At 70.5% G+C, this 13230-nt stretch carries 8 protein-coding genes; 6 read left to right on the top strand and 2 right to left on the bottom strand.

The window, feature by feature from the left end; translation table 11 throughout:
• Window positions 1–13: 13 nt before the first annotated feature.
• Window positions 14–808, bottom strand: coding sequence for a metal-dependent hydrolase (locus tag H1D24_RS08535; protein WP_181656805.1), 795 nt, complete (start codon window positions 806–808; stop codon window positions 14–16).
• 145 nt (window positions 809–953) lie between these two features.
• Here H1D24_RS08535 and H1D24_RS08530 point away from each other — a divergent pair, with 145 nt between their 5' ends.
• Both H1D24_RS08530 and H1D24_RS08525 read left to right on the top strand, forming a co-directional pair.
• Window positions 954–3467, top strand: coding sequence for a DEAD/DEAH box helicase (locus H1D24_RS08530; RefSeq protein ID WP_181656804.1), 2514 nt, complete (start codon window positions 954–956; stop codon window positions 3465–3467).
• A gap of 62 nt (window positions 3468–3529) precedes the next feature.
• Window positions 3530–4399: an acyl-CoA thioesterase gene (locus H1D24_RS08525; protein WP_181656803.1), complete on the top strand. Its 870-nt coding sequence runs from the start codon at window positions 3530–3532 to the stop codon at window positions 4397–4399.
• Window positions 4400–4501: 102 nt separating this feature from the next.
• On the opposite strand, the gene H1D24_RS08520 is transcribed toward H1D24_RS08525, so the two are convergent.
• On the bottom strand, window positions 4502–5266 hold the full coding sequence (locus H1D24_RS08520; protein ID WP_181656802.1) for a sugar isomerase domain-containing protein: 765 nt from the start codon (window positions 5264–5266) through the stop codon (window positions 4502–4504).
• Between the two features lie 174 nt (window positions 5267–5440).
• Between H1D24_RS08520 and H1D24_RS08515 the strand changes: the two genes are divergently transcribed.
• From H1D24_RS08515 to H1D24_RS08500, 4 genes are all read left to right on the top strand, one after another.
• Entirely contained in the window at window positions 5441–6325 is an 885-nt protein-coding gene (locus H1D24_RS08515; RefSeq protein ID WP_181656801.1) for a MurR/RpiR family transcriptional regulator, read from the top strand.
• Between the two features lie 258 nt (window positions 6326–6583).
• On the top strand, window positions 6584–10873 hold the full coding sequence (locus H1D24_RS08510) for a glycoside hydrolase family 38 N-terminal domain-containing protein (RefSeq protein WP_181656800.1): 4290 nt from the start codon (window positions 6584–6586) through the stop codon (window positions 10871–10873).
• An 8-nt stretch (window positions 10874–10881) separates the two neighbouring features.
• Window positions 10882–11541: a peptidyl-prolyl cis-trans isomerase gene (locus tag H1D24_RS08505; protein WP_181656799.1), complete on the top strand. Its 660-nt coding sequence runs from the start codon at window positions 10882–10884 to the stop codon at window positions 11539–11541.
• Between the two features lie 308 nt (window positions 11542–11849).
• Entirely contained in the window at window positions 11850–13229 is a 1380-nt protein-coding gene (locus H1D24_RS08500; RefSeq protein ID WP_181656798.1) for an extracellular solute-binding protein, read from the top strand.
• Window position 13230: the final 1 nt, after the last annotated feature.

The following is a 13230-nucleotide window of genomic DNA, read 5'->3' as shown; positions in this document are numbered from 1 at the left end:
ACGCTGAGTGGCCTCAGATGACATTGAGCGCGGCCGCGCAGCCCACCCCGCCGAGCACCATGAACGTCGGCATGAGGACCCTCAGCTCCACCCAGCTGCCCGCGCGGAACCGCATCGGTCCAGGCGGGCCCACCGGATACCAGCGCTTGCGGCCTATGGGTATCGGCCACAGGATCGGGCAGCCGGACACGGTCAGGGCGTCCCCGATGTCGTGCACCAGCGCGCCCAGCACGATCGGCAGTCCGAGCCACAGGTACTCCTGGCCGGGCGCGGTGAAGAGCCAGTCCGCGCCGTTGCCCGGCTTGTCGAGGACGCCGGCGAGGATCCAGGCACTGGTCGCCGCCAGCAGCCAGACCAGCACATCGGCGCTGGAGCCTCGCGTGGCCCGCCACAGCAGGCCCTCGATCGCCAGCACCAGGTGTACGAAGAGGATCACGAGGACCGCCCAGCGGCCTCCTGTGATCGCGAGGACCGAGGTGCCCGCGCCGATCAGTACCGCCCACAGCCAGGTGTGCGTCAGCGTGCGGTGCCCGCCGGAGCGGCGCGGGTCGCCCGGCTTCCTGGTCGACTTGTAGACGGCGTACGACAGCTTGTCGACGATCTCGCACAGCCACCGTGACAAGGGGCCGAAGGCCCGCGAAATGGTGGCCGCCTTGTGATCGAGGTCGGGGGCCAGCGCCGCGCCCGCGCAGATCAGCGCCCCGGCGAGCAGGACCGGCCAGGGCATCGTGTGCCCGGCGGCGGCCGCTGCTGCGCCCACCCCCAGCCAGGCCGCAGCCCCTGACAGTGAATGTGCCGGTCCCATCATGGCTGCATCCCGCCCCGTTCCTCTTGCGTGCACGGCGAGTTGTCCGCACACGCTGACGCTTTGTCGGCGCCACAGCGTAGCGTTTGCGATCTTCGTACGAGCGACCGATTCCCTCATCGGGCGGGAAGGCAGGCAAGATGGGGGCGTGACCCTTATCGATCAGCTGCCGCAGACCGCCGACCCCGACGCCCTCTACGAAGCCTTCGAGTCGTGGGCCGGGGAACGCGGCCTCACGCTCTATCCGCACCAGGAAGAGGCGCTGATCGAGGTCGTCTCGGGTGCGAACGTGATCGTGTCCACGCCGACCGGGTCCGGCAAGAGCATGATCGCGGCGGGCGCCCACTTCGCGGCTCTCGCGCGCGACGAGGTCACCTTCTACACGGCCCCGATCAAGGCGCTGGTCTCGGAGAAGTTCTTCGAGCTCTGCAAGCTCTTCGGCACGGAGAACGTGGGCATGCTGACCGGCGACGCCTCCGTCAACGCCGACGCGCCTGTGATCTGCTGCACGGCCGAGGTGCTCGCGTCCATAGCGCTGCGCGACGGCAAGCACGCGGACATCGGCCAGGTCGTGATGGACGAGTTCCACTTCTACGCGGAGGGCGACCGCGGCTGGGCCTGGCAGATCCCCATCCTCGAACTCCCCCAGGCGCAGTTCATCCTGATGTCGGCGACGCTCGGCGACGTCTCGATGTTCGAGAAGGACCTCACGCGCCGCACCGGTCGCCCGACTACGGTCGTCCGCTCAGCGACCCGCCCCGTCCCGCTCTCGTACGAGTACCGGCTGACGCCCCTGACGGAGACGCTGACCGAGCTCCTCGAGACCAAGCAGGCTCCCGTCTACATCGTGCACTTCACGCAGGCCCAGGCCGTGGAGCGGGCGCAGGCGCTGATGAGCATCAACATGTGCACGCGCGAGGAGAAGGACCAGATCGCCGAGCTGATCGGCAACTTCCGGTTCACCACCAAGTTCGGCCGGAACCTGTCCCGTTACGTACGGCATGGGATCGGCGTGCACCATGCGGGCATGCTGCCGAAGTACCGGCGCCTGGTCGAGAAACTGGCGCAGGCCGGCCTGCTCAAGGTCATCTGCGGTACGGACACGCTCGGCGTCGGCGTGAACGTCCCCATCCGTACCGTGCTGTTCACCGCCCTCACCAAGTACGACGGCAGCCGGGTGCGGACGCTGCGGGCCCGCGAGTTCCACCAGATCGCGGGGCGTGCCGGGCGGGCCGGTTTCGACACCGCGGGCTTCGTCGTGGCCCAGGCGCCCGAGCATGTCATCGACAACGAGAAGGCCCTGGCCAAGGCGGGCGACGACGCGAAGAAGCGCCGCAAGGTGGTTCGCAAGAAGGCCCCCGAGGGGTTCGTCGCCTGGACGGAGAACACCTTCGACAAGCTGATCACGTCCGAGCCTGAGCCGCTGACCTCCCGCTTCCGGGTCACGCACACGATGCTGCTGTCGGTGATCGCCCGGCCGGGCAACGCCTTCGAGGCGATGCGGCGTCTCCTCGAGGACAACCACGAGCCGCGCAGGCAGCAGCTCAGGCACATCCGCCGCGCCATCGCGATCTACCGGTCACTGCTGGACGGCGGCATCGTCGAGAAGCTCGACCGGCCCGACGCCGAAGGCCGCATCGTGCGCCTGACGGTGGATCTGCAGCAGGACTTCGCGCTCAACCAGCCCCTGTCGACCTTCGCGCTGGCGGCGTTCGAACTCCTCGACCCGGAATCCCCCTCGTACGCCCTCGACATGGTGTCCGTCGTTGAGTCGACGCTCGACGACCCGCGGCAGATCCTCGCGGCCCAGCAGAACAAGGCGCGTGGCGAGGCCGTGGCCGCGATGAAGGCGGACGGTGTCGAGTACGAGGAACGCATGGAGCGGCTCCAGGACGTCTCGTACCCGAAGCCGCTGGAGGAGCTGCTCTTCCAGGCGTACAACACCTACCGCAAGAGTCATCCGTGGGTCGGCGACCATCCGCTGTCCCCGAAGGCCGTGATCCGCGACATGTACGAACGGGCGATGTCCTTCACGGAGTTCATCTCCTTCTACGAGCTCGCGCGCACGGAGGGCATCGTGCTGCGCTACCTCGCCAGCGCCTACAAGGCCCTCGACCACACGGTCCCGGACGATCTGAAGTCCGAGGACCTCCAGGACCTGATCGCCTGGCTGGGCGAGATGGTCCGCCAGGTCGACTCCAGCCTCCTCGACGAGTGGGAGCAGCTCGCCAACCCCGAGGAGGTCACGGCCGAGGAGGCCCAGGAGAAGGCCGACCAGGTCAAGCCGGTCACCGCGAACGCGCGTGCGTTCCGCGTGCTCGTGCGCAACGCCATGTTCCGCCGGGTCGAGCTCGCCGCCCTCGACGACGTCGAGGAACTGGGCGAGATGGACGGGGAGTCCGGCTGGGACGCGGACGCCTGGGGCGAGGCCATGGACAAGTACTGGGACGAGTACGACGACCTCGGCACCGGTCCCGACGCACGCGGTCCCAAGCTGCTGATGATCGAGGAGGAACCGGAGAACGGTTTGTGGCGGGTGCGCCAGGCCTTCGCCGACCCGAACGGCGATCACGACTGGGGCATCAGCGCGGAGATCGACCTTGCGGCCTCCGACGAGGAGGGCCGCGCCGTGGTCCGTGTCACGGACGTCGGCCAGCTGTAGGTCCGGTTCCAGCCCGGAGTGGCGAGTGCACCTCCGAATGTGAGCACAGGAGAGATCACCACATGACGAACCCAGCGGAGCGGCTGGTCGATCTGCTCGACCTGGAGCAGATCGAGGTCAACATATTCCGCGGCCTCAGCCCGCAGGAGTCGCTGCAGCGCGTCTTCGGCGGCCAGGTCGCCGGCCAGGCCCTGGTCGCGGCGGGCCGCACCACGGACGGCGAGCGCCCGGTGCACTCGCTGCACGCGTACTTCCTGCGCCCGGGCCGCCCGGGCGTGCCGATCGTGTACGAGGTCGAACGGGTCCGTGACGGGCGTTCCTTCACCACTCGGCGGGTCACCGCCGTGCAGCAGGGCCGCACGATCTTCAATCTGACCGCCTCCTTCCACAAGCCCGAGGAGGGAAGCTTCGAGCACCAGCTGCCGCCGGCCCGCGAGGTTCCCGACCCGGAGTCGCTGCCGCTGCTCGCGGACGAGATCCGCAGCCATCTGGGCACGCTGCCGGAGACACTGGAGCGCATGGCCAGGCGGCAGCCCTTCGACATCCGCTACGTGGACCGGCTGCGCTGGACCCCCGACGAGGTCGAGCAGGCCGAACCTCGCAGCGCCGTGTGGATGCGCGCTGTCGGCCCGCTGGGCGACGACCCGCTCGTGCACACCTGCGCGCTCACGTATGCGAGCGACATGACGCTTCTCGACGCCGTCCGTCTCCCCGTGGAGCCGCTGTGGGGTCACCGCGGTTTCGACATGGCGTCGCTGGATCACGCGATGTGGTTCCACCGCCCGTTCCGCGCGGACGAATGGTTCCTGTACGACCAGGAGTCACCGATCGCGACGGGTGGCCGGGGCCTGGCGCGCGGGCGCATTTACAACCTCGAGGGACAGCTGATCGTGTCCGTCGTGCAGGAGGGGCTGTTCCGGAAGCTGGGCTGACCTGAGCGTCGCTCACGCGGCGGCGGCTCGCGCCGCGTCTCCGGCATGCCACCCGACGGTCGGTGGCAGCTCCTGCCGCCCATGACGGCAGCCGATTACGGCTCAGCTCGCGGGACGGCGGATCCGTCCGGCGTACCGCTTCTCCAGGCCCAGGTTGCTCTCGAAGCCGCCGGGCACGTTGGCCGAGACGTAGACCGGCGGGCGTTCCCCGGAGACGAGGAGGAGGGAGGCCGCCTCGGCGACCGTCATCTGGACCAGCATCACGCCGGTGAGCGTGGACAGGGCGCAGACCGAGCCGCCGCCTGGGAGGTCGAGGAGAGCGTCACCGCGCGGTGCCGCGTTGTCGAGGACGACGTCGGCGAGGTCGGCGAGCTTCTTGCCGCTCGGGTGGGCGGCGGGGACCGCCCGGGTGTGGGCCAGCGACGTGATGGCCAGGACGCGGTGGCCGTGTTCCTTGGCGTGCAGGGCCATCTCCACGACCACGTTGTTGACGCCGGAGTTGGAGATGACGACGAACAGGTCCTGTGGGCTCGGTGCGGCAAGGTCGTAGATCCGCGCGGCCACCCCGGACTCGCGCTCCAGGAGGGGGTCGTCGAGGACGCTCGGCTCGTCGCCGCCGTAGAGGACGAGGTCGGCGATGCTCAGCCGGCTGGTGGGCACCAACCCCCCTGCCCGGCCGGCGAGTTCGAGGACGATAGCCTGGGAGTGGCCGGTACCGAAGGCCTGGATGACGCCGTCCGACCGCACACATTCCGCGATCAGTTCGGCAGCGCGCGCGACCTCGTCGCGGGCGGACTCGGTGATGCGGTCGAGGACGGCCAGGCTCTCGCGCGCGAAACCCTTGGCGCTCAGGGACTCTGCGGTCACGCGACACTCCCTACTGGTGGACGGCTCATGGTGGATTGAACCACCTCGTACAAACTCCATCAGTGAATCAATAAATCACACGCCCCCGCGCCGGGCAACGAGCGGGCGTGGCTCGCGCTCCTTCGGTCCTGGTATTCAAATCGCTGTGAGAACGGTGGCTGATACCTTCTTCCCATGCCCTCGACGGACGTCACCACCCTGATCCGCACCGAACTGCCCCGCCTGGCCGGCTCCCTGCGGAAGGTCGGCGAGCTGATCCTGGAGGATCCGGCCGCCGTCACCCACTGCTCGGCCGCCGAACTGGGTCGCCGCACCGGCACCTCCCAGGCGACGGTGACCCGTTTCTGCCGGGCGATCGGCCTCGACTCCTACCAGCATCTGCTGATCGAGCTGGCCAAGGAGCGCGGCCGCGGCGAGGTCTCCGACTGGGGTACCGCCGAGATCGGCCCGGACATCTCCCCGGACGACGACCTGGAGCGGGTCGTGCAGGTCGTGGGCAGCGCCGACCTGCGCGCGGTGCAGCAGACCATCGACCGGATCGACCTCGACGCGATCGAGCGGGCGGCCCAGGCCACGGCCCGAGCCCGGCGCATCGACGTCTACGGCGTCGGCGGCAGCGGCGCTGTGGCCCAGGAGACCGAGACCCGGCTGTTCCGCATCGGCTGCGCGGTGCGCGGCTGGACCGAGGTGCACGCCGCGACCACCTCCGCGGCCCTGCTCACTCCGGCGGACGTCGCCATCGGCATCTCCCACTCCGGTGCGACTCGGGAGACCATCGAGCCGTTCGAGCTGGCCAAGGAGCGCGGTGCCACGACCGTCGCGCTCACCGCCGACCCTCGCTCGCCGCTCGCCCGGGCCGCCGACATCCGGCTCATCTCCTCCACATCCGAGACCAGCTTCCCCACCGGCATCATCGGCGCCCGGCACTCCGTGCTGGTGCTCATCGACTGCCTGTACGTCCGGGTCGCCCAGCTGTCCTACCAGCGCGCGAGCGCCTCGCTGGCACTGACCGACCACATTGCGGGACAGCACGCGGTGAAGTCCCGCCGCAGTCGCTGAGCTTCCGCACACGATTCCCGTACACGCAAGCCGCCCCGGCGCCCGGCCAGGGCGGCTTTTCGCATGCCCTTCAGCCTGTCGCCGAGCATGAACCCGCCCTCGTCGCGCATGCCGCAACGAGCGCGTCATGCACAGCGGCAAAGAGCCGGGCACGGGCGGAACATGCATGGCTGAACCACCGAGGAAACATTCAGATGGTTGTTTGAACCATCCCTCCGGTGTCACCATGGGGCCCCGCCGAGCCCTCGTAGGAGACCCATGCGCGTCACCTCTGTCGAGTCGACCGAGCTCTTCGTCGGTACCGAGGAGCAGCCGCACCAGGTCGTGGTCGCCGAGATCAGCCATGTCCCCGGCCGGACGGTCCGCATCACCGTCGAGGGCCCGGGCGTCCGCGGAGCCGGGGAGATCCTCGCCACCGCCGGCGACGACGGCACAGCACGCGCCGAGATACCCGTGACCGGCGACCTCTCCCCCGGCGAGGGCACCCACGTCACCGTCTCCGCCCAGGACGCCGACGACCCGGCCCAAGAGGCCCGGCAGACCGCCGCGTTCACGGCGGCCGAACCGGGCTGGACCATGTTCATGGTCAGCCACTTCCACTACGACCCCGTGTGGTGGAACACCCAGGCCGCGTACACCGAGACCTGGGACGTCGCCGACGACCCGGCCGCCACCGGGCTGCCGGCCCGCACCTTCGACTCGCGCGGCCAGTCCGGCATGAGCCTCGTCCGCGCCCACTGCGACCTGGCACGCCGCGACCCGGCGTACACCTTCGTGCTCGCGGAGGTCGACTACCTCAAGCCGTACTGGGACGCCTTCCCGGAGGAGCGCGCGTTCCTGCGGGAGCTGATCCGCACCGGCCGCGTCGAGATCATGGGCGGCACCTACAACGAGCCCAACACCAACCTCACCGGCGCCGAGGCCACCGTACGCAACGCCCTGTACGGCGACGGCTTCCAGCGCCGGATCATGGGGGCCTCCCCCGAAACCGCCTGGCAGCTTGACGCCTTCGGGCACGATCCGCAGTTCCCCGGGCTGATGGCGGACGCGGGCGTCAGCTCCAGTTCGTGGGCGCGCGGGCCGTTCCACCAGTGGGGGCCGACGCTGTCCGTGTTCGGCGAGGAGCCGAGGGACCCCCAGCGGATGCAGTTCCCGGCCGAGTTCAGCTGGATCGCCCCGTCGGGGCGCGGGCTGCTGACCGCGTACATGGTCAACCACTACGGCGCGGGCTGGGTCATCGACAACGCGCCCACGCTGCCCGAGGCGGAGGCGGCGGCGTTCAAGCTGTTCAAGGGGCTCAAGCAGGTCGCGCTCACCCGCAACGTGCTGCTCCCGGTCGGCGGGGACTACGCGCCGCCGTGCCGCTGGGTGATGGACATCCACCGCGACTGGAACGCCCGTTACGTGTGGCCGCGGTTCATCAGCGCGGTCCCCAGGGACTTCTTCGCCGCCGTGCGCGCGCAGTTGGCGGCCGAGGGACGCACGGCATCCCCGCAGACGCGGGACATGAACCCGGTCTACACCGGCAAGGACGTCTCCTACATCGACACCAAGCAGGCCCAGCGGTACGGCGAGACGCTGCTCGCCGACGCCGAGGCCTGGGCGACCCTGGCCTCGCTGGTCACCGGACATCCGTATCCGGACGCGGCGCTCGACAAGGCCTGGCGGCAGCTGATCTACGGCGCCCACCACGACGCCATCACAGGCTCCGAGTCCGACCAGGTCTACATCGACCTGCTCACCGGCTGGCGCGAGCTGTACGACCTCGCCGAGGCCGTGCACGCCGACGCGACCCAGGCCCTCGCCGACGGGGTGACCCCGCTGCCCGGCGGCGGCACCGACCTCGTCGTCTTCAACTCCGCCACCTGGGACCGCCGGGACGTGCTCACCCTCCACGACCCCAGCGACCTCGTCCCGCTCGACGAGAGCACCGGCCTCCCACTGCCCGCCGTGCGCGAGGACGGCGAACTCCGCGTCGTCGTACCGGACGTGCCCGGTATGGGGCTCAAGACGCTTCCGGTCGCAGAGGGGTTGGTGCCCGAGTGGTCCAAGGGCGAAGGCACCACCATCCGCAACGAGTTCTACGAAGTGACGGTCGACCCGGCGCGCGGCGGCGCGGTGAGCAGTCTGCGCGGGCTGGCAGAGGGCGGCCGGGAGCTGCTGCGCCACGGCGACATCGGCAATGAGCTGGTCGTCCAGGAGGAGTACCCCAGGCACCCACGCTTCGGCGAGGGCCCCTGGCATCTCACCCCGACCGGCACCACCGCCGCCCGCAGCCGGGACGTCCGTGCCGACATCGATGTCGAGCACTCCCCCGCGGGGTCCCGGATCACCGTCCGCGGCGACCTCGGTCTCTTCCGCTACACACAGCGGCTGACCCTCTGGAAGGGCGTCGACCGCCTGGACGTGTCCACCACCATCGACGGCTACGACGGCGCCGACCGGCTCATCCGGGTGCGCTGGCCGTCGGACGTGCGGGGCGGGCTGCCGGTGCACGAGGTCGCCGACGCCGTGATCGGGCGCGGGTTCGGGTTCGTGGAGGTGGACAGCGAGCGGTTCCCGTGGACGCTGGACAACCCGGCGAACACGTGGTTCGGACTGGGGTCCACCGCGCGGGTCGCGGTCCACGACGACGCCGGTGCGTTCCTCGGCCACCGGCCGATCGGCGTCGCCGAGCTCGTGTACGCCTCCTGGGACGACGCCGGGGAACTGGGCACCCCGCTCGCGGCCGCGCTCGTCCGCGCGGGCGTCACAGCGACCTCGACCGTCGCCGACGGCCCCCGCTACGGCGACCTCGAAGTCGACTCCAACCTCCCCGACATCCGCATCGCCGTCGGCGCCCCCGACCGCAACTCCCTGGTCGCCGAGGCGCTCGGCTGGGACCCTGCCGCCGGGCGCGAGCTGCGCCGGCAGCTGGCCGAGACCGGCATGGCGGCCGTCTGGGTCGCGCCGCGCGCCGCACTGCGCGAGGAGTGGGTGCCCGGCGCCGACCTGCGCGACCTGGAACGACTGCCGCTGCTCGTGGTCGCGGGCGACCGCACCGAGGACGACGCGAAGGCGGTCGACGCGCTGATCGCCGACCTGGACGCGACGGCGACCCTGCGGGCCACGGCGGCGGGCGGCGGTGAGGCCCTTCCGCCGGGCGACGCCTGGGACGGGCGCAGCTTCGCCGTGCTCAACCGCGGCACGCCCGGCTGTGTGGTCACCGCCTCCGGGGACCTCTACATGTCCCTGATGCGCTCCTGCACCGGCTGGCCGTCGGGCATCTGGGTCGACCCGCCGCGCCGTACGGCCCCCGACGGCTCGGCCTTCCAACTCCAGCGCTGGTCCCATACGTTCGAGTACGCCGTCGTCGCGGGCACGGGCGACTGGCGGGAGTTGCGGCTGCCGCGGGCGGGGCATGGGTTCAACCACCCGCTCACCGCGCGGATCCGGCAGTCGTCGCGGGACCAGGTCGCCGTCCTGCCGAGGAGAGCGACCCTGCTGGCGCTCGAGCCCGCGGGCGAGGTGCTCCTCGACGCACTCAAGCCGGCCGGCTCACCGCTCGCCCGGGGAAGCGGGGCACCGGCGGATCCCAGCCGCGAGGTCGTCGTACGGATGCACGAGGTGAACGGCCGTCCGGTCCAGGCACGGGTACGCGGACCGGTGACGTGGACGCAGGGCGCACGCGCCGACGTCCTGGAGACGCCCGGGGAGCCCCTCACCCCGGACGGGGACGGCGGCCTCGGAGCCCACCTGACCGGCTTCGAAGTCGCCACCGTCCTGGCCACGCCCGACGGAGCGCAGCACTCCGGCGGTCCGGGCATCACCGCCCATGAGCCCGCCCAGCCCGTCCACACCCGCTACTGGCTGCACAACTCCGGCCCTGCCCCGCGCGGCAACATGCCCGTCGCGGTGTACGTGTCACCGAGGGCGCTCACCGCGTCGGACGGCCGTCCCGTCACCGCGACCGTCCGCGTGAGCTCGGAGCTGACCGACGCGCCCGTGTCCGGCACCGTGCCCCTCACGGCACCCCCCGGCTGGTCCGTCGAGCCCTCCGAACTGCCCTACGCGCTGGGCCCCGGCGGCTTCACCCTCGCGGAGGTGACCGTCACGCCCCCGCCCGGCGCCGCGCCCGGCCGGCACTGGCTCACCGCGCACCTCGAGTACGGCGGTCAGACGTACGAGGACGTCGTCGCCCTCGACGTGCCGGGTGCCGTTCCCGAGGGCGAGCCGGACGGGCGTACCGGACCCACCCTTGTGTCCCGGCTCGGCGCCGAGCGCGTCACCGTACGACGGGGGGAGCGGGTCCAGGTCCCGGTGACCGTCCGGAACACCACCCGGGGGCCCGTCAACGGCACCGTGTGGGCCGTTTCGTCCTGGGGCACCTGGGCGGGCGTGGCGCCGGGCTGCCAGGGGTTCACCGTGGGCGCCGGTGAGGAGGCCCAGTGCGTGATCGAGGTGGACGGCGCGGCCGTACCGCCCGGGTCGTACTGGCTGATGGCCAAGGTGGCGTGGCACGGCAACGTGGCCTACACACAGGCCGTCACGCTGGACGTGACGCCATGAGCGGGCCCATGCCGACACATGTCCACGCGCAGGCGGACCTGCCTGGGGGCGCCGCCGCCCTCGTCCACGGGGAAGCCCTCGCCCGTGACCGCGTGGACGCGTTCCTGGCGGTCGTCCCGCCGCGCGACCGCGAGACGCGCCCCGATGCCCTCGCCCGCGCCGAACGGCAGCGGCGGCGCTGGGCGACGCAGGTCGTGGTGGCGGACGAACTGGCGCGCAGGGCCTGCGCCGAACGGGGGCTGAGGGCTCCGGAGGAGGTGTCGCCGTCCCAGGTGCTCGCCGTCGCGGAGGCGGACGTCGCCGATCTCGGCAGCATCGTCGCGGCGGTGCTCTCCCACTCCCCTGCCGCACGTGTCCTGCTGGACGTCTTCGAGCGCGAGCAGGCGATCCCCGAGGCAACCGTGCGGGACTACTACGACCGCAACCGGGATCGCTTTCTCACCCCGGAGGCCCTCCGGCGCGGCGTCGACCCCTTCGACGAGCCGGCACCGGACCACGTACTGCCGTACGAGAGGGCGCGTGAGGGCATCGAGCGCGAGCTGCGGCGGGCGGCGGGCCGCCGGGCCTTCTTCGCGTGGCTCGACCGCGCCCGCACCGGCGTGGTGTACGCCGCCGGGCACGAGCACCCGGGCGACCCGTCACACCCGGACCACGAGCACCGTCACTGAGCGCTCCGCGGGAAGCGCGGTGACGAACCCGCGGGCCGGTGGGGGCTGGTCGCGCCCACGCGGCAGAGCCGCACAATGTCACAGCCCCGCGCCCCTTACGGGGCGCGGTACCGCGCCGGACTTCGCCAAGGCCGCTTTGGCGCCCGCCAACCACGGCCGGAACCTAAACGCAACACGGCACCCCATTGACCTCCTATGAATTGTGGTCCACATTTTCATCAACCGGAGTCGAAGTTGGTGAATTGAACCAGCCGGGACCGAGCGGGAGCCAGCGAGGCCCGCAGCTACCTCGTCGCAGGAGGCCAACCATGCGCGCAAGAAGACTCACCGGATCCCTGACCTGTCTCGTCGTGCTGTCGCTGACGGCCGCGGGATGCGGCCTCTCGGGCGGCTCGGGCGGCTCCGACGACGGAGAGGCCACCGCGGGCGCCTGCAAGGTGGACGCGGGCAACGTCGGGTCCGGCAAGCTCTCCGGCGACGTGAAGGGCAACATCACCTTCCAGACCACCAACTTGAAGAAGGACTTCGGGGACTTCTTCAACGGGGTGATCGACGCGTTCGAGAAGAAGTACCCCGGCACCTCCGTCAAGTGGGTCGACGACCCGGGCGACGCCAAGTTCACCGAGCGGAACGTCGCGGACGCCCAGGCGTGCTCGCTGCCCGACGTGATCAACCTGAACAAGGTCACAGCGACCGCCCTCACCAAGTCCGGCTATCTGCTCAACCTCGACGAGAAGGACCCCGACGCAGGGAAGCCCTTCGTCCCGGCCTTCTGGGACTCGAGCACCTTGAAGGACTCCTCGGGCTCCGACATCCACTCCGTGCTGCCCTGGTACACCGGCGGAATCAACCTGACGTACAACACCGAGATGCTGAAGAAGGCCGGTATCGACCCGGAGAAGCCGCCGACGACCATCTTCGGGCTGTTCGAGGACTACGAGAAGATCGCCAAGTCGGCCAAGGGCAAGTACTACGCGACGATGGCCAACCCGATCTGGCGCCTCCCGGCCGACTGGCAGCAGATGGACATAAAGGTGTACTCCGACGACGGCAAGTCCTTCGTCTTCGCCGATGATCCCAGGACCACCGAGTGGGTCGCCTGGATGAAGAGGCTGTACCAGGGCGGCGCGATGCCGAAGGACTCGCTGTCGTCCAGCGACGACCCCTCGACGCCCTACGGCAACGGCCAGGTGGCCTATGGATCGACGAACCCCAGCTTCGTGCGCTTCGTGAAGCAGAACAGCCCGTCCGTCTACGACAAGACCGGCGTCGGCCAGTACCCGTTCGACAAGCTGGGCCACACCACCGGCGCCCCGCAGTACATCGGGGTCGCCTCGACCAGCAAGAACGCCGCCACGGCGCTGGCGTTCGGCAAGTTCCTCACCAACGCGGAGAACCAGACGGCCTGGTGCAAGGACCCGAACGTCGTGATCTTCCCGACAACCACCGAGTCGCTGGAGGACCCGTTCTTCACCGACGTGACCGGAGACGACCCCTTCGGCGAGGCCCGCAAGGTGGTCGCCGAGCAGCTCAAGACCGCCACCGCCGACGAGGTCGTCCTCTCCGACCCGCAGCGGAACGCGATCGTGGCCGAGGTGCAGCTGGCCATGCAGGGCAAGAAGAGTCCCGAACAAGCGGTGAAGGACGCCCAGGAGAAGGCCAACGAGCTGCTGACGCAGGGCAGCTGAC

This window comes from Streptomyces himalayensis subsp. himalayensis, assembly GCF_013778455.1.
Taxonomy (GTDB): Bacteria; Actinomycetota; Actinomycetes; order Streptomycetales; family Streptomycetaceae; genus Streptomyces; species Streptomyces himalayensis.
This window is presented reverse-complemented; position numbering and strand designations above follow the sequence as displayed.

Excerpts from the sequence above, each read along its gene's own strand:
- H1D24_RS08535 (WP_181656805.1), bottom strand. The coding sequence starts at position 808 with ATGATGGGACCGGCACATTCACTGTCAGGGGCTGCGGCCTGGCTGGGG.
- H1D24_RS08525 (WP_181656803.1), top strand. The coding sequence starts at position 3,530 with ATGACGAACCCAGCGGAGCGGCTGGTCGATCTGCTCGACCTGGAGCAG.
- H1D24_RS08515 (WP_181656801.1), top strand. The coding sequence starts at position 5,441 with ATGCCCTCGACGGACGTCACCACCCTGATCCGCACCGAACTGCCCCGC.
- H1D24_RS08510 (WP_181656800.1), top strand. The coding sequence starts at position 6,584 with ATGCGCGTCACCTCTGTCGAGTCGACCGAGCTCTTCGTCGGTACCGAG.
- H1D24_RS08505 (WP_181656799.1), top strand. The coding sequence starts at position 10,882 with ATGCCGACACATGTCCACGCGCAGGCGGACCTGCCTGGGGGCGCCGCC.
- H1D24_RS08500 (WP_181656798.1), top strand. The coding sequence starts at position 11,850 with ATGCGCGCAAGAAGACTCACCGGATCCCTGACCTGTCTCGTCGTGCTG.